The organism is Halomonas sp. TH-94 (assembly GCF_057473365.1).
The window spans coordinates 1-16,473 of record NZ_JBYCKL010000115.1; the positions used below are offsets into that span (position 1 = coordinate 1).

General features: G+C 62.4%; 12 protein-coding genes. 3 read left to right on the forward strand and 9 right to left on the reverse strand.

Features of this window, described 5'->3' with window-relative positions; all coding sequences use genetic code 11:
• Positions 1-327: 327 nt before the first annotated feature.
• The 5 genes from ugpC to tdh all read right to left on the reverse strand — a co-directional run bounded on the left by ugpC (position 328) and on the right by tdh (position 8,309).
• Positions 328-1,443, reverse strand: coding sequence for a sn-glycerol-3-phosphate ABC transporter ATP-binding protein UgpC (ugpC, locus tag AC2VNO_RS19280; RefSeq protein WP_486935643.1), 1,116 nt, complete (start codon positions 1,441-1,443; stop codon positions 328-330).
• Positions 1,431-3,107 carry an alpha-amylase family glycosyl hydrolase gene (locus tag AC2VNO_RS19285; RefSeq protein WP_486935644.1) on the reverse strand — a complete coding sequence of 559 codons (1,677 nt, stop codon included), beginning with the start codon at positions 3,105-3,107 and terminating at the stop codon, positions 1,431-1,433. The genes ugpC and AC2VNO_RS19285 overlap by 13 nt, the downstream gene beginning before the upstream one ends.
• A gap of 126 nt (positions 3,108-3,233) precedes the next feature.
• Positions 3,234-5,939, reverse strand: a complete 2,706-nt coding sequence (gene malT, locus AC2VNO_RS19290; RefSeq protein ID WP_486935645.1) for an HTH-type transcriptional regulator MalT — start codon at positions 5,937-5,939, stop codon at positions 3,234-3,236.
• 149 nt (positions 5,940-6,088) lie between these two features.
• A complete protein-coding gene (kbl, locus tag AC2VNO_RS19295) occupies positions 6,089-7,279 on the reverse strand; it encodes a glycine C-acetyltransferase (protein ID WP_486935646.1) in 1,191 nt (396 codons plus the stop codon).
• A gap of 1 nt (position 7,280) precedes the next feature.
• A complete protein-coding gene (tdh, locus tag AC2VNO_RS19300; protein ID WP_486935647.1) occupies positions 7,281-8,309 on the reverse strand; it encodes an L-threonine 3-dehydrogenase in 1,029 nt (342 codons plus the stop codon).
• Between the two features lie 197 nt (positions 8,310-8,506).
• On the opposite strand from tdh, the gene AC2VNO_RS19305 reads away from it, so the two are divergent.
• Positions 8,507-9,088 carry a helix-turn-helix domain-containing protein gene (locus AC2VNO_RS19305; protein ID WP_486935648.1) on the forward strand — a complete coding sequence of 194 codons (582 nt, stop codon included), beginning with the start codon at positions 8,507-8,509 and terminating at the stop codon, positions 9,086-9,088.
• Positions 9,089-9,100: 12 nt separating this feature from the next.
• Positions 9,101-9,868: a trimeric intracellular cation channel family protein gene (locus AC2VNO_RS19310; RefSeq protein WP_486935649.1), complete on the forward strand. Its 768-nt coding sequence runs from the start codon at positions 9,101-9,103 to the stop codon at positions 9,866-9,868.
• A 12-nt stretch (positions 9,869-9,880) separates the two neighbouring features.
• Here the strand turns inward: AC2VNO_RS19310 and AC2VNO_RS19315 are convergent, their stop codons facing one another.
• The 4 genes from AC2VNO_RS19315 to AC2VNO_RS19330 all read right to left on the reverse strand — a co-directional run bounded on the left by AC2VNO_RS19315 (position 9,881) and on the right by AC2VNO_RS19330 (position 15,201).
• Entirely contained in the window at positions 9,881-10,702 is an 822-nt protein-coding gene (locus AC2VNO_RS19315; RefSeq protein ID WP_486935650.1) for a PEP-CTERM/exosortase system-associated acyltransferase, read from the reverse strand.
• Positions 10,703-10,763: 61 nt separating this feature from the next.
• Positions 10,764-13,589, reverse strand: coding sequence for a bifunctional diguanylate cyclase/phosphodiesterase (locus AC2VNO_RS19320; protein WP_486935651.1), 2,826 nt, complete (start codon positions 13,587-13,589; stop codon positions 10,764-10,766).
• A 45-nt stretch (positions 13,590-13,634) separates the two neighbouring features.
• A complete protein-coding gene (locus tag AC2VNO_RS19325) occupies positions 13,635-14,789 on the reverse strand; it encodes a hypothetical protein (protein WP_486935677.1) in 1,155 nt (384 codons plus the stop codon).
• A gap of 25 nt (positions 14,790-14,814) precedes the next feature.
• Positions 14,815-15,201: a hypothetical protein gene (locus AC2VNO_RS19330; RefSeq protein ID WP_486935652.1), complete on the reverse strand. Its 387-nt coding sequence runs from the start codon at positions 15,199-15,201 to the stop codon at positions 14,815-14,817.
• Between the two features lie 550 nt (positions 15,202-15,751).
• Between AC2VNO_RS19330 and AC2VNO_RS19335 the strand changes: the two genes are divergently transcribed.
• Positions 15,752-16,471 (forward strand): DUF3581 domain-containing protein, encoded by a 720-nt coding sequence (locus tag AC2VNO_RS19335; RefSeq protein WP_486935653.1) that lies wholly within the window; start codon positions 15,752-15,754, stop codon positions 16,469-16,471.
• The last annotated feature ends 2 nt before the right edge of the window (positions 16,472-16,473 follow it).

Sequence of the window (16,473 nt, forward strand, 5' to 3'; positions counted from 1 at the left end):
TCGGTGGCGGAGAGGCTGCCGTCGCGGCTGGCGAAGCGCACCGAGAGCTCGAAGGGGGCGGAGAGTCGTTCCCGATGGGTGAACTCGATGACGGCCAGGCCGTCGATATCGGCCAAGGTCAGGGTGAAGTGAAGTCCGGTTTCTGAGGCCATGCTCCCTCCTGGAGGCGTACATGGCCGAGTTACAGCAGGCGCTGTGCCAGCTTCGAGCTAATTAAGTAAAAACAAGAAGTAACTATGCGGCGAGTTGAAGAGGCTAAGTAAATTCAGGCAATCCGTTGCCTGAAGCGGGCAATAAGTTGCCCGCCGGGCAATTTATTGCCTGGACTCACTGGCTGATGCCAGCAATCTGCACCTGCCGCGGACAGGCCATGCCGTCGGCAGCGAACAGGTGGCAGCGCTCGCCGGAAAGCCCAAGCTCCACGGGCTGGCCATCCTCAAGGTGGGTGAGGCCGTCGAGTCGCTGCGTCAGGGTCTCGCTGACGCCCTCTACGCGCAGATGGGCAAGCGTCTCGTAGCCAAGCCTTTCAGCCACCATCAGGCGTGCCGCAAGGCGGGCATCGGCAGATTTCGTTGCGACGAAGTCCTCGGCGCGCACTGCCAGTGTGGCCTTGTCGCCGGCACGGAGTCGAGCGCCGTCGGCCGCCACGGCCAGCGTCTCGCCGTTGGGCAGGCGCACCGAGGTGCGCTGCCGGCCGGGATCGAGCACCTCGACCGGCACGACGTTGATGCGCGGCGAGCCGATGAAGCGCGCCACCTCTAACGTGGCGGGGTAGTGATAGAGCGACAGCGGTGCACCGACCTGGGCAATGCGTCCACCGGCCAGCAGCACGATACGGTCGGCCAGCGTCATGGCTTCCACCTGATCGTGGGTGACGTAGATCATGGTGGCCCCGAGGCGACGGTGTAGCTCGGCGATCTGCACGCGCATGTCGACCCTCAGGGCGGCATCGAGGTTGGAGAGCGGTTCGTCGAACAGGAACACCGCAGGTTCCTTGACCAGGGTGCGGCCGATGGCCACTCGCTGGCGCTGGCCGCCGGAGAGCTCCTTGGGCTTGCGTTCGAGCAGCTCGCCCAGGTGCAGCATCTCGGCCGCGTGTGTCACGCGGCGGCGTATCTCGGCTTTGTCGGTACGCGCCAGCTTGAGACCGAAGGCCATGTTCTCGGCCACCGTCATGTGCGGGTAGAGCGCGTAGGACTGGAACACCATGCCGATGTCGCGCTCCTGGGGCGGTACTTCGTTGACCCGCTTCCCGTCCAGACACATCTCGCCGCGACTGATCTCCTCGAGCCCTGCGATCATGCGCAGCAGGGTGGACTTGCCGCAGCCGGAGGGGCCGACGAAGACGACGAACTCACCATCCTCGATGGTCAAATCGATGTCGCGTGAGACCTCGACCCCGGCGTAGTCCTTGCCTATGCCGGCAAGTGTCAGACGTCCCATGCGATCTCCTCCCCCGCCGGGCAGCGGGCGATGGCGATGCCGCAGGGCGGCAGCTGCACCTTACCCTCGCTCCAGGTACCGTTGACCAGTGCCGGTGCGTCGTCGAGCGGGCGTGCTTCCCGGGGCGCACGCAGAGTACGCGGTTCATCGCTGAAGTTCAGCGCCACCAGCAGGCGATCGCTGGGCTGCCGGGAGGGATGGTAGCGCTCCAGGCACAGCACCTCGTCGCGCACCGGGTGGTAGCGTACTTCGCCTTTCTTCAATGCCACGTGCTCGCGTCGGAAGGCGAGGAGGGCGCGATAGGCATTGAGCAGGGAGTCGGGGGCTTTGTCCTGGCTCCGCATGGCCAGCCCCAGGTGCGCGTCGGGCACCGGTAGCCAGGGCTCGCCTCGGGAAAAATCGCCGTGACGCGTATCGGTGCACCAGGGTTGCGGCGTACGGCAGCCGTCGCGCCCCTTGTAGGCCGGCCAGAAGGTGATGCCGGCCGGGTCGACGAGCTGCTCCAGGGTTAGCTCGGCTTCAGGCAGGCCCAGCTCCTCGCCCTGATACAGGCAGACGCTGCCGCGCTGGGTCAGCAGGAAAGCGAGATAAAGGCGCAGCCTGGCCGGGTCGTCCTGGGCGTTCCAGCGTGTCGCCAGACGCGGTACGTCATGGTTGCCCAACGCCCAGCATGGCCAGCCGTCGCCGATGCGCTCCTCCATGGCAGTCATGGTCTGATACAGGAATTCGGGATCGTGGCGCTCGCCCAGCAGGTCGAAGGAGTAGGCCATGTGCAGACGCTTGCCGCCTTGGGTGTAGGTCGCCATCACATTGAGCGAGTCGTCGTCGCCGACTTCGCCGACGCTGGTGGTGCCGGGATACTCGTCGAGCAGTGCACGGAGCTTCTCCAGCAAGGTGAGATTCTCCGGCTGGGTCTTGTCGTGCAGGTGTAACTGGTAGCCGTAGGGATTGTCCGCACGGACCCCAAGAAAGCCTTCGGCGGAGCCGCTGCGGGGCGGGTTGTCCACGAGCGCTCCATGCGTGCAGAAATTGACTGCATCCAGGCGAAAACCGTCGACACCGCGGTCGAGCCAGAAGCGCACTTCTTCGAGAATGGCCTCGACCACCTCCGGGTTGCGGAAATTGAGATCCGGCTGGCTGGTCAGGAAGTTATGCAGGTAGTACTGGCAGCGCCGGGTGTCCCACTGCCAGGCGCTGCCGCCGAACACCGACTGCCAGTTGGTGGGGGGCGAGCCGTCGGCCTTGGCATCGGCCCACACGTACCAGTCGGCCTTGGGATTGTCGCGGCTGCCCCGGCTCTCGGCGAACCAAGGGTGAAGGTCGGACGTGTGCGAGAGCACCTGGTCGATGGTGACCTTCAGCCCGTGGGCGTGAGCGGCCTCCACCAGGCGGTCGAAGTCTTCCAGGGTGCCGAACATGGGGTCGACGTTGCGATAGTCGGCCACGTCGTAGCCGAAGTCCTTCATCGGTGAAGTGAAGAACGGTGAGATCCAGATGGCGTCGACATTCAACGAAGCGATGTAGTCGAGCTTGTCGATGATGCCCTGCAGATCGCCGATGCCGTCGCCGTTGCTATCCATGAAGCTGCGAGGATAGATCTGGTAGATCACCGCGCCGCGCCACCACTCCTGCCCCTGCCTGCCCACTATTTGCTGTGAGTTCATACTTGACCCTCCCATCGTGCCAATACGAAACGTAATGACGATGGTGACGGCATGGGCAGCAAGAGGAATCCTCTACGCCCTGCTCTACTGGAGGCGTAGAGAGGGGGCGGAGTCCGTCCGCAGGCTCTACTCGCCCTGGATACGCGACAGCAACTGGCCGGCCAGGGCGATGGCTTCTTCACGGCGACGTATGTTCTGCTTTTGGTAGAGGCTGCGAATATGCGTCTTGACCGTGGTGGGGGCGACCGAGAGCTGCTCGGAGATCTGCTCGTTGGAGAGCCCGGCATGAATCAAGCCGAGAATCTGCCATTCTCGACGGGTCAGCGGTGAGGTGCGTATCAGCTCCGGCACATCGGGGCGCGAGACGATGTCATCGATGACCGAATCGTCGAGCATCAGGCGCACGGCGCGGCCGAATTCACGCTGACGGCGGGCGAGCTCGAGTAGCCTTTCGGCGTGGCCCCGGGCCAGAGGCTCCATCTCCTGTTCCGCCAGCAGGCATTCGAGCATTTCCGGCAGTGCTCGACCCAGGCGCAGGAAACTGCCGCTCAGCACCGTGCGAGTGGCCAATGCCAGTGCCTGACTCAGATGCGCCATTGCCGTTGCCTGTCTACCGCGCTGCCAGTGCAGCCCGGCCAGACAGATCCGGTTGCGATTGGCGTCGGTGATCAGACCCAGGCGCTCGGTTTGACGCTCCAGTTCGACGAGCAGCGCCTCGGCGTCGTCGTAGCGGCCCAGCAGGATCATGGCGCGCGCGTGGTTGCGTAGATTGCATTGGGCGAAGTGGTTGCTGGCCCGCGTGGGCTCGCCGGGTGGCGCTTCCTGTAACCAGCGGGATACGGCATCGAGGTCGCCGTTGGCCTGCCACCAGGCGAGCTGAACGGCATGGGCGTTGGCCTGCCAGTCGATATGATAGTCACCCTGAACCAGGATCTTGCGCAGGCGCCGGATATGATCGGCGCATTGGGCCTGATCGCCCCGTGAAAGCGCCACCTTGGCCAGGCCGATGTGGCACTGCAGTGTCCAGCGTTCGCCTTGGGTGTCGAGCACCTCGATGCCCTTCAGCGCCGCCTGTTCCGACTCCTCCAGGCGCTGCCACTCCCACAGCACCTGGCTGCGAATGCGGTAGAGGAACTCACATACCGGCAGGCGATCCAGCCCGGCGCGCTCGACGTGGGCGAGGGCTCGCTCCTGAACGTCGAAGGCGGCCTGCAGGCGACCCTGAGCCACCAGCGTCTCGGATTGATGGCACAGCGCCCATAGCAGCGTCTGCGCATCGCCGAGACGGCTGGCCTCCTGCTCCACGCCATGGACTCGTTGCAGCGACTCTTCAAGGCTGCCTTGCACGAAGCGTGCTTCGGCCAGAATCGCAGCGGCGGTAAGCGGCGTGGTGGCCAGATAGCGGGGCGGTAGGGTCAATGCCTGCTCAGCCAGCGGTGCGGCCTGTTCGGCATCGCCCTGGTTGATCGCCAGCTGCGCCCGCAGGGTGGCAAACTCTGCGCCCAGCTCCGCCCAGTCGGGGAGCTCGAGCTGTGCTTCGATCCAGCCGATGGCCTGTCGGGTACGATCGAAATGGTATTGGGCATGTGAGGCCCAGCCGTGCAGCAAGGTGAGCCGCGGAGAATCGACCAGACGGGTATCGCCAAGCGCGGTAAGTCCGCGTGCCAGCAGCGAGAAGTGGCCGTTGGCCAGCAGGTCCGGCCCCTCACGTTCGAGCAGTTCGGCCAGCGGCTCGGGCGCTTCGGCCTCGATGGCCTGGCCCAGCGCCAGGGCTGGATTGCCCAGGCGCAGCCAGGCATTGCTGGCGCGTTGATGCAGCTCGTGCTGGGTGGTCAGGCTCAGCTCATGACGACGATGGTGCAGGTAGCCGGCGAACAGCCGGTGGAAGCGAAACCATTGGCTATGAGGCTCCACTCGCTCCAGAAACAGGCCCTTCCTTTCCAGTGCCTCAAGCCGCTGAGAAAGCCGCTCGCCTTCCAGCAGCCTGGCGACCAGAGCGGGCGAGAAGCGCTCCAGCACCCCGAGCTGCAGCAGCAGTTGACGGTCCTGTTCGTCGACGCAGCGCTCCAGCAACTCGTCGAACCAGGCGACGAAGTCCGGGTGATTGCCATCGAGTCGCTCCAGCAGCGTATCGAAGGAGGCCAGGGTCGTGGTGCGCTCGATCAGCCAGGCGAGAGCCAACGGCCACCCCTCAGTGCGGCGCAGGGCACGCTCCAGGCTGACCCGGGTCGGCGGCAGGCTGAGTTGCTCGGCGCACAGTGTCTGCGCCTCTTCGTTGTCGAAAGCCAGCTCCGCCAGGCCGATCTCCTCCAGCTCGCCTCGCAGGCGCAGCTCCGGCAGGCCCAGGTCGGGGCGGGTGCGCGAAGCGAGGGTCAACGTCAACCAGGGGGGCTGATGGCAAAGCCAGTGACGCAGACTTTCCAGAATCAGCGGATGGTTCAGGTGCTGGACGTCATCGAGGACAAGCCGACCCGGAGCGGCATGGGCTGGGAGCAGGGCAAGCCAGATCTCGAAGGCTTCGGGCAGGCTGCCGGCTAGCGGTAGTTCGAGCGTCAGACCGAGTTCACGGCACAGATTGACCAACGCTTGGCGAAAGTAGATGGCGAAGCGCTCCGGCTCGTCGTCTCGGGTATCCAGGCACAGCCAGGCCGAGGGCTGTTCCAACTGGGTCAGACGCTCGGCCAGCAGGGTACTCTTGCCGTAGCCCGGAGGCGCCTGGACCATCAGCAAACGCACCCGGTCGCTGAGTGCGAAGCAATCGTTCAGCCTTTCGCGGGCAACCACGGTGTCAGGCAGTGCAGGCGAGCGGAGTTTTTCCGAGATCAGAGTCATGGTCACCGTCGCTGAACTTTAACGTTTCAGTTCGGCAGTATGCCGGGAGTTTCCCGACTTTTGGTGAATCTACGACCAAGGTGGTAGGAAGCTTTCGGGCCGGCCGGGCAACGTCCCGGCCGGGTTCGGAAGGGATATTCGTTCGAAGGCTATAGCCCCAGGCGTTCCTTGACTCGCCCGAAGGCGGCCAGGGCGAACTCCAGGTCGTCGCGGCTCAGGGCGGCGGACATCTGGGTACGAATGCGCGCCTTGCCCTGGGGTACCACCGGGTAGGAGAAGGCGATCACGTAGATGCCCTCCTTGAGCATTTCATCGGCGAAGCGGGCAGCAAGCCCCGCGTCGTGCAGCATCACCGGCACGATGGGGTGCTCGCCTGGCAGCAGCTCGAAGCCGAGTCGCTCGAGCCCTTCGCGGAAGAAGGCCGTGTTCTCCTTTAGCCGGTCGCGCAGCTCGCGGGACTCGGCGGCAAGCTCGATGGCCTTCAGCGCGCCGGCAACCACCGGCGGTGCCACGGTGTTCGAGAACAGATAGGGCCGAGAGCGCTGGCGCAGCAGCTCTATGACTTCGCGCTTGCCGCTGGTGTAGCCGCCGCTGGCGCCGCCCAGCGCCTTGCCCAGTGTGCCGGTCGTGATGTCGATACGATCCATGCAGCCGCGATACTCGTGGGTACCGCGGCCGCCCTCGCCGAGAAAGCCCGTGGCATGGCAGTCGTCGAAGTGCACCAGGGCGTCATAGCGCTCGGCCAGGTTGCAGATCTCGTCGAGCCGAGCGATGTAGCCGTCCATGGAGAACACGCCATCGGTAGTGATCAGCTTGAAGCGCGCACCGTCGCGGTCGGCGGCTTTCAGCTGCTCCTCGAGATCGGCCATGTCGTTGTTGCGATAGCGGTAGCGCCGTGCCTTGCAGAGCCGTACACCGTCGATGATGCTGGCATGGTTGAGCTCGTCGGAGATCACTGCATCCTCGGCGCCGAGAAGGGTCTCGAACAGTCCGCCGTTGGCGTCGAAGCAGGAGGGGTAGAGGATGGTGTCCTCCGTGCCGAGAAAGTCGGTCAGGCGCTGCTCGAGCTGCTTGTGCAAACTCTGGGTGCCGCAGATGAAGCGCACCGAGGCCAAGCCGTAGCCCCACTCTTCCAGGCCTTCCTTCGCTGCCGCATTGACCTCGGGATGCTGGGCCAGCCCCAGGTAGTTGTTGGCGCACAGGTTGAGCACCTCCTGGCCGGCGCTGATGCCGACGTGCGCACCCTGGGGTGTGGTCAACTGGCGCTCGTGTTTGTACAGCCCCGCCTGACGAATGGCGTCCAGCTCGCCGCTCAGATGCTCTTTGAAGGCTCCGTACATGTCATGACTCCCAGTTGAGGATGACCTTGCTCGCTTCACCGCTCAGCATGGCATCGAAACCCTGCTGGAATTCGGTGTAGGGCAGGCGATGGGTGATGACTGGCGAGATGTCGAGACCGGATTCGATCATCACCGACATCTTGTACCAGGTCTCGTACATCTCGCGGCCATAGATTCCCTTCAGCGTCAGCATGTTGAAGATCACCGTATTCCAGTCGATGGCGATCTCCTCGGTGGGGATGCCGAGCATCGAAACCTTGCCGCCGTGGCACATGTTGGCCAGCATGTCGCGGAAGGCAGCGGGGCTGCCGGACATCTCCAGACCCACGTCGAAGCCTTCGGTCAGCCCCAGCTCGCGCTGAACGTCGGGTAGCGTCTCGTGACGTACGTCTACGGTACGCGTGGCGCCCAGGCGCTTGGCCAGCTCCAGGCGACCCGGGTTGAGGTCCGTCACCACCACGTGGCGTGCCCCGGCGTGGCGGCACACGGCGGCGGCCATAGCACCGATCGGCCCGGCGCCGGTGATCAGTACGTCCTCGCCGAGCAGGTCGAACTGCAGCGCGGTGTGCACGGCATTGCCCAGAGGATCGAAAATGGCGGCAACGTCGAGATCGATGCCCGGCTTGTGCTCCCACACGTTGGACATGGGCAGGGCAACATATTCGGCAAAGGCTCCAGGGCGATTGACCCCCACGCCGCTGGTATGGGCGCACAGGTGGCGGCGCCCGGCCAGACAGTTCCTGCAGCGGCCGCACACCACGTGACCCTCGCCGGAGACGATCTGGCCCGGATGGAAGTCATTGACGTTGGAGCCCACTTCGACGATCTCACCGACGAACTCATGACCAACGACCATGGGCACCGGGATGGTCTTCTGGGCCCAGCTGTCCCACTTGTAGATATGCACGTCGGTGCCGCAAATGGCAGTGCGTTTCACCTTGATCAGCACGTCGTTGATGCCGACCTGTGGGTCAGGCACCTCATCCAGCCAGAGGCCGGGTGATGCCTCCTTCTTGATCAGTGCTTTCATCGGGCTACCTTCCTGTCTTTGTCATTGGGTGGCGGTCAGGGTGAGCAAGGTTTACGATAGAGGAATTGATTCCAGTATTGCAGAATATTTCCCTCATGCAAGAAATTATTCCTTTATTGTGGAAATTGCCTGAATCCAAGCGACCTATCCCGATCCGGTCTGTTCCCGGTGCGGCTGCCCGTAGAGGAGAAGTGTAGGTGGATGACAGGATCATGAGCGAAGCTCAGACGGAAGCCGGCAGCCTTTCCAGCCGCGTTATCGAGCTGCGCAAACGTCGCGGCCTCACTTTGGAGCAGTTGGCGGCGGCCTCGGGAGTCAGCCGTTCGATGCTCAGCCAGATCGAACGGGGCAAGGCCAACCCGACCCTGGCGGTGACCCTGCGTATCGCCCAGGCGTTCGGCATGAACATCGGGGATCTGGTGGATCAACCGTGGACGGCCTCGCGTATCGAGGTGGTTCGCAGCGATGATGCCAGCCAGCTCTTCCGCGACGACCGCGATTGCCGCATACGCACGCTCTCGCCGCTGCACATGGAGAAGAACGTGGAGTTCTACGAAGTGCGTCTGGCTCCTGGGGCTCGTTTGCACAGTGCCGCCCACTTTGAAGGAACCCGCGAGTTGCTGACCGTGACCCAAGGGCAGGCGCGCATCCTGGCAGGGGAGAACCGCTGTGAGCTGAGCCCGGGCGATTCGGCCCACTACAACGCCGACGTGGAGCACACCATCGAGAACTGCGGTGAAGGCGAGCTGGTGAGCTTTCTCGTGGTGACTTATCAATAGCGTGGGGCTGACATGACAGGGCTGATCTATTGGCTGGACATGGCGGGCGTGGTCGTCTTTGCGCTTTCGGGCGTCGTCATTGCCTGTCGCTCACGCATGGACCCGTTCGGCATGTTGGTACTGGCGGCCGTCACGGGCATCGGCGGTGGCACCTTGCGTGATTTGGTGCTCGGCGTACGCCCGGTATTCTGGGTCGCCGACCCGACTTACCTATGGGTGATACTGGCTACCGTGGGTCTTTCCATCATCGGCTTCCACTATATCCATCGTCTCTCGCGGGTCTTTCTGCCGGTGGCCGATGCCTTCGGCCTTGCACTGTTCACGGTGATCGGTGCCCACAAGGCGCTGCAGCTCGAGGCGCCCGGCGTGGTGGCGGTGCTGATGGGGCTGTTGACGGGGGTGGCCGGCGGTATGGTGCGCGACGTACTGGCGCGCCGTGTGCCGATGGTGCTGCGTCAGGAAGTGTACGCTACGGCCTCCATCGCCGGTGGCATTACCTATGTCGGGCTGGGGGAGCTGGGCACGCCGGCCGGTATCGCCATCGGGCTGGCGCTGGCGGTGACGCTCGGCCTGCGTCTGGCCGCCATTCGCTGGCAGCTTGCGCTGCCGGTCTTCGCCTGGGTCGTTATTCGTCCACCCTATCAACCCACTGCCGAAGAGCAGGAGGCAGCCACATCCCAAGGCCAGCCGGCACCGGAACCCAAGTCACGCACCAAGGTCAGGGTGCGCATGATTTCGCCCAGGCAGCAGCGCTCTACGCGTGGCCAGGACCGGGGCTGACTGCCCTGGCCCTCAGGACGGTTGCACCAGGTTAATCAGGGACCGGTCGCTAAGCGCCCGCGACAGCTGAGGGGCGAGTTGTTTTCGCACCCTCAGATAGGGTTCCACCAGCTCACGATTCATGTCCCGCTGGGCTTCGTGATTGTCGATATAGAAGGCATTTCGCTTGCCATGGAGTTCGATCGCTTCTCCGATCCGCGTGAAGCGAAACCCCGACATGGCCAGTAGCCTTGGCAGACGCGATGACATCATGGCAAAAATATGTCGGCGCTCAACCAAATCGACTAGTGCATGGGTGGCCAGGAAAAGCACGATCGTAAGTAATGGAAAGACGCGTCGCTCCTCGGGTGAGAATTCGTATGTGATGCTGCCTTCGTCCAGCGTCTCATGATTGATGGGCCGATTGCGAAATTCCCTTGCTGTGGCGAAGCGTGAGATCTCGCAGATTTCATTAAAGGGGAGCAGGTCGGGGTGCAGCGTCGTATGCGTCAGACTCCTGCCACCGTACTCTTGAAGCGGGAGCCTGATCGCCGAGTTCATGGCTTCAGGTGCAGGCAGGACTAGCCGGAAACAGCCTGCCACGATGCCGGATTTCCTGTGCTCCAACATACAGTGAAGTGCATTTTCGTCGTAGATGTCCAACTCCAGGGCGGAGTTATCATTGTAGGGCGGGGTATAACCGATTTCTTGACAGTAGACCTTGTATCGCAATCGATAGACGCGTTGTCTGTCTTTTTCGCTAGAGGCTAGCTTGAAGACAAAATCTTCATCCAATTGTTGAAAGAGCTCACTACGGTTGCTCGTTCCTTGATCGAGGGGCCTGCTGCGTTCCATTTTGCACTCCTTGCATTGACCTTGTCATAGTAAACCATTGAAGATAAATGGTTGCTTACACTCAGCTTTTGAGAAAAGCTTCGAAGGTATCATTGAGAAGCGCAGGCTTACCCAGATGATAGCCTTGACCATACTCGATGCCGTAGGAGGTCAGTAGTGGAATCAGAGCCTCCTGATCGACGAACTCGGCAATGGCTCGTTTACCGAAGCCTGCGGCGATGTCGGCGATGGCCTTGACGATGACTTGGCTATCCTGGCTGGTGATCAAGGTGCGAATGAAAGCGCCGTCGATCTTGATGAAGTCGACGGGTAGCTCGCCGAGGTAGTGGAAACTGCTGAAGCCGACTCCGAAATCATCCAGAGCGGTGCGACAGCCCAGGTCACGTAGGGCTTGGAGCACGCCTCGAGCACTTGAGAAGTCGGTGACCGCGGCGGTTTCCGTAATCTCCAGAATCAGGTGGCGGGGGTCGGCGCCGCACGCGGCCAGTTCATCCATGAGAAATTGCTTGAGCCCTTGGTCGTGCAGCGTCTGACCGGACAAATTGACGGAGAGGCTGATGCCTTGCTCCTGCACCTGGCTCAAGGCGCGCAGACTGTGTCGTAGCACCCAGCGATCTATCTGCACGATTTGACCGCTGCGCTCGGCCACGCCAATGAAATGGGCAGGGGAGATGAGTGCACCTTTGGGCCCGCGCATACGCAATAGAACTTCATAGTGGCGTACGTCGCCGTCAATCAAGCGCATGATCGGCTGCACCATCAGCTCGAATCCCTCTTCCTCTATCGCCTGGCGTATCCGCTCCACCCAGTAAACGCGCTCTTGCAGCTCATCCTTGGCGCGCTCCAGCGTAGAGAGAAGATGCCAGCGCTGCGAGCTGCTCTCCTTGGCCTTGTACATGGCAAGGTCGGCGTTGGCCATCAGGTCAGCGGGGTTATCACCATGGATCGGGAACAGGGCGATGCCGAGGCTGGCCGTGGCCCGGTGACGTTGCCCACCGGCATCCAGGCCGGTGCCGTCCAGCAGCGGCGTGATCTGCTTGGCGATACTGATGGCTCTTCGGGTATCGGCGCCTTCCAACAACAGCGCAAATTCATCGCCGCCCAAACGTGCAATGATGCCGCAGTGGCCGAACTCCTGGAACAGCGTGTCGGCCACCATGCGTAAAAGGCGGTCACCGGTGTGGTGTCCGCTGAGTTCGTTGACGTCCTTGAAGTGGTCCAGGTCCAGCAGCAGTACGGCTCCGGCGCGGCCCCGGCGCATCACGTTGCCCAGCGCTTCCTGGAAGTAGCGGCGGTTGTAGAGTTCGGTCAGCGGGTCACGCTCGGCCAGCCAGGTAAGTCGAGCCTCGGCCAGCTTGCGCTCGGTGATATCGAGCCCGACCGAAATGCGTGCCGCACGGTCGTCGCCATGTAACGTTAGCGGAGCGTGATACCAGGCGATGGTCCGTTGGCGGCCATCTGCCGTCACCAGGCTGCGTTCCTCCTGGGATGCCGCCTCGCTGGGAGCATCGCTCAGGCGGGGCATGAAGACATCGTCGAACTGCCGGCCCAGCAGGCGCTCCTCCTGCATGGAAAGCGTGGAAAGAGCATGTTCATTGACCAGCGTAATCCTCTCCTGGTCGTCCTGAGTGACGATGAATACGCGTGCCGTATCCAGCAGGCTGCCAACGAAATCGCGCTCGCGGGCCAGCTCGTCGACCCGCTCGGCCAGCTGTTGCCCGCGTGCGGTGACCTCCTGTCCGAGAGCTTCCAACTGGTCGGACAGGGCTAGGGTCGTCCCCTCGAGCACGTCGATTTCGTCCTGCAGGTGAGTGCTCGGGGGGGGAATGGCCCGCCGGGTTTCGGCGAAGCCCCCATGAGCCAGGGCCGGCAGCACCCCGGCCAGGCGTCGCAGCCGGGCCATGGGGCGCAGCAGAATGACCAGCAACAGAAGCTCGGCGGCCAACCAGCCGCCGATCCCGACCAGCAGGAGGTTGCGGGTATTGCTCTGGATGGCGGAAATCTGCTGGGTGATATCGGCGGCGAGAAGAAAGAAACCGCTGCTGCGTCGGTTTTGATCGGCTTCCATGCGCACGGCGGAGAGCTCGTAATCGCGCCCTTGGCGATGCAGCCGCAGCGGTGTTTCGAGGATGTCGCTGAGCATGACCTTCTGCGAGGCCTGATGCAGCAGGGGAAGATAGCTTTCCGGGTTGGTCAGGGCCACCAGTTGGCCGTTCCAGCCCGTCATGTGTCGCTCGGGCACGATTTCCGTTTCGAGCGAGCCGGTGATCAACAGGGCCACATCGCTTCCCGAAACCTGCTGGGCTTGGCGCGTCACGTCGGCCAGAGAGCGCGACAGTATCACCATGCCGACACTCTCTCCGGCGACCAGAATGGGAACGGCTGCATACTGCCGGCAGTCGTTGGCGCAGCGCAGCGCAGAGAGGGGGAACTCGGTTTCCATCACCTGTTCGACCCAGTCCTGAACAGGGCGCTGCTTGTCGACCTGGCCCTCGCCCCAATCGGCCAGTTGGCGTCCCATATCATCGAAAATGAGGATCTCGTCGACGCCGGCTTCGAGCTGCAGCGTGGGCCATTGGGAGGAAAGAGAGTCGATCAATGCAGCCTGATCGCTCGCTGCCAGGGCCGGCCCCAGATCGGGAGAGGCGGCTGCCAGGGCGGCGATCTGCAGTAGGCTCACTTCGGATCGCTGCAGGGCAAGTTGAATCTCGCGCGCTTCCCGTTCGTTGCTCGCGCTGCGGCTCTCCTCGAACTGGCGGGTCAGGTTGGCATGACCGAGCCAGGTGAACAGGCCCGCGAGCACCAACAGCAGCAGGCTGCTCAGTGCAAGTACCCGCCAGGTCAGGCTGAGGCGGAGCTGTGGCTCTTGGGAGGAAGAAGAGATCATGCTGGCTGTCCCAGGCTTGACGGTGAAACGTTGCGTTGACGCAACTCAGAAGCGCAGTGAGAGTTGAAACAGCAGCATGTTCCAGCGTCGCCGCGTCTCGCTGGGGTCGGGTTCATCCTGAAGAGGTAACCAGGCGGTTCCATCGATGTGGTGATATTCGGCTGCAAGCAGGACTCGCGGGGTCACATTCCATTGCAAGCCCAAGGTTATGTCGTCTGCATACTGGGTATGTGCCGGTCCACCGCCCATGGCTTCAAATGCACGCCCGGAGCGATCGTCTCTATTGCTCACCAGGCTGTCGAACCGCACCAGCCACTGCCAGTTATCGAGAAAGCGCCTCGTATACTGTACGTACCAACTTTCCCCAGTGACATCGATATTGAGGAAGGGGTTGGCGAAGCCTGCAAGGGTGGATTGCCTGAGTGCATACTCCCCGGTCAGGCTCCAATGCTCGGCGTTGTACTGGAGCGAAAAAATCCAAGGCTTGAAGTCGAAGGTACCATTGCTGACCTGCGGTGTGTCGGAGACGAAGCGAGCGCGAGCATTTGCAGCGCTGAGAGCTGCCACGACCCGTCCACCATCATGCTCATAGCGTATTTGGCCGATAGCCGAGCGTCGTGGCTCAAGCGAACCAGGAGTATTTTCGAGCCGCATGGTTCGTCTCAAGTCGTCCCCAGCCTGTATATCTCCTACGCCTATCTGGGTGCGTATCACCCCGGTTGGCAAGCGCTCCTCGTGGTACACGGTCATGCCATCCGCAGCAAGGCCGAGCGAGCGAGTGCGATCGAAATAGATCGATTGAGGTAGCAAGATGCTGGGCCGCGTGAAGGCGACATCTCGGGTCTGATTGTAAAAACCGAGAGGATTCTTGAACCGTCCTACCTGCACCCCCAGAGTTCGCTGCTGATTGGACAAGGGCTGGTAATCGATCACGCCGTAATCGAGAGCCGGCCGGGCGTCACTGCCTTCGCCGCCGGCACGACGACTGAGCACCTGGGCCGCCAGCAGCACGTCGCGATGGGGCCGGAGTGAAGCGTTGGCGCCGATTTCGGTGTACTTGAGACTGCCACCGCTGCTGCTGGGGCCGAAAAAATCGTTGTGATCGGTGATGACGACCGCCTGGCTGAGAAAGCCGTGCAGCTGAAGGGTGTCCATGACGCCTTCAGCCATGGCGGCCGGTGTCCAGCCCGCCGCCAGCATCAGCAGCAGCGCGCCTGAGCGACGGCTAATCCATGTAAATGACTTGGACTCTATCATCCAGATACTCCCTTTCCAGATACCCAAGAGCGCCAGGTGTGGTGGCGACGCGTTCCAGCATCTCGGATTGACTGTTGACCTGGCTTGGTGCTTGGCCCGTACCCGAAAAGACCATACGGTCCCAAGCCAACTGAAGCTGATGCGGGTACACGGCAAGCAGCTCCTTGGCAAAGCGTGCGTGCACGGGGTGGCGGTTGGGCAGTACGAACACGCGCACGGCCTGGCCATCCGGCCAGTTGCGCTGGCGCATGGCGAAGATGGCCCGGGTGGTATCCTGGGTTAGCGACGTGTTGACGACCTGGTGGTTAGCGATGAGCACGATGCGTCGCTCTTCGGCGTAAAGCGAAAGAGGCATTAATGCCAGCACCAAGGGCAACAGCAGCAAGCGAATCACCCCAGCCACGCGCCACCTACTCTGAAGCCCTGGTGATGCGTCATGGCGAGAGATGCGCTTGGCTGCGACTCGGTACCATCTGACAACACGGCCCTCATGCCTGGCCCATTGTTAGTGATGGTCAGCCAGGTCTTCATGAGCGTATCGATATTGAAATCCCCCGATCCCTTGCCAAGCGGTGGTGCCGGCCCGGCAAGTCATGCTCCCCGTTGATTATGTAGCTTACATTATCGCTTGGCGTCGTTGCTCAATATAGGCAATACGGCTGCAGGCTGCGTCAGCCGTCTGACAGCATCATGCCATTGGCGCCTTTTTGGCACAGTAACAGAGATTCAACGGCTTATGGGACACGATGGGTTTGTGAAGCGAAGCGGCCGGTTGGAGCCTGGCTTGCCCTGTCCTCGGCCCTCTGCGATTGTGCCCGGACGGGCCGGAAGTGGCCTCGCTGAGGAAAAAGTATGGCATCATCTCAACCTTGAGGCATTACAACCAAGGACAGGCCAGAACTCTCATGTTTCTCGATTCTTACCATACCCAAGTGGGTTCGCGAGTCAGCATTTCGGCACAGCAGGCCAGCGATTTTGCCAAGCGCATCGCCGGCGACTTCAATCCGATTCATGATGCCGATGCCAGGCGCTTCTGCGTTCCTGGGGATCTGCTGTTCGCTTTGGTATTGCGTCGGTTCGGGCTCTCATCGCAGATGGACTTCCGCTTTCGCAGCATGGTGGGCGATGGCACTTTGCTGAGCCTGGAGGAACGTGCGCCAGGTCAGGTCGAAGTCAAGGACGACGAGGGCAAGCAGTATCTGGAAGTTGAGCGCTCCGGAGAGACAAACCATGACGCCACCGTGGTAGAGGCTTTCACTCGCTGCTACGTGGCCTTTTCCGGCAAGAACTTTCCGCATGTCCTCAAGCCACTGCTTGAAGAGCAGGGTGTCATGTTCAACCCGAAGCGTCCGCTGGTGATTTACGACAGCATGGGGTTCTCGCTCGAGCGCTTGGACCTGACGGGGCCCTCGTTGGAGCTGGTCGAGTCGAGCCTGGAAGTGGTTGGGAAGCGCGGCGACGTCAAGCTCGAGTTTCGGATCACCGATCGCGGCGAGGTAGTGGGCAGCGGCTCGAAGAAGCTGGTCGTCAGCGGGCTCAGCGAGTACGACCCGGCCGCCATGGATGCGATCGTTGCCGAGTTCTACCGGCTCAAGGCGGCCTACGAGAGCGGGCAGGGCGCCTGAGG

Bases quoted from the DNA above. Each gene is read 5' to 3' on its own strand.
- ugpC (WP_486935643.1), bottom strand. From the start codon at position 1,443: ATGGGACGTCTGACACTTGCCGGCATAGGCAAGGACTACGCCGGGGTC.
- AC2VNO_RS19285 (WP_486935644.1), bottom strand. From the start codon at position 3,107: ATGAACTCACAGCAAATAGTGGGCAGGCAGGGGCAGGAGTGGTGGCGC.
- malT (WP_486935645.1), bottom strand. From the start codon at position 5,939: ATGACTCTGATCTCGGAAAAACTCCGCTCGCCTGCACTGCCTGACACC.
- kbl (WP_486935646.1), bottom strand. From the start codon at position 7,279: ATGTACGGAGCCTTCAAAGAGCATCTGAGCGGCGAGCTGGACGCCATT.
- tdh (WP_486935647.1), bottom strand. From the start codon at position 8,309: ATGAAAGCACTGATCAAGAAGGAGGCATCACCCGGCCTCTGGCTGGAT.
- AC2VNO_RS19310 (WP_486935649.1), top strand. From the start codon at position 9,101: ATGACAGGGCTGATCTATTGGCTGGACATGGCGGGCGTGGTCGTCTTT.
- AC2VNO_RS19315 (WP_486935650.1), bottom strand. From the start codon at position 10,702: ATGGAACGCAGCAGGCCCCTCGATCAAGGAACGAGCAACCGTAGTGAG.
- AC2VNO_RS19320 (WP_486935651.1), bottom strand. From the start codon at position 13,589: ATGATCTCTTCTTCCTCCCAAGAGCCACAGCTCCGCCTCAGCCTGACC.
- AC2VNO_RS19325 (WP_486935677.1), bottom strand. From the start codon at position 14,789: ATGCTGGCGGCGGGCTGGACACCGGCCGCCATGGCTGAAGGCGTCATG.
- AC2VNO_RS19330 (WP_486935652.1), bottom strand. From the start codon at position 15,201: ATGCCTCTTTCGCTTTACGCCGAAGAGCGACGCATCGTGCTCATCGCT.
- AC2VNO_RS19335 (WP_486935653.1), top strand. From the start codon at position 15,752: ATGTTTCTCGATTCTTACCATACCCAAGTGGGTTCGCGAGTCAGCATT.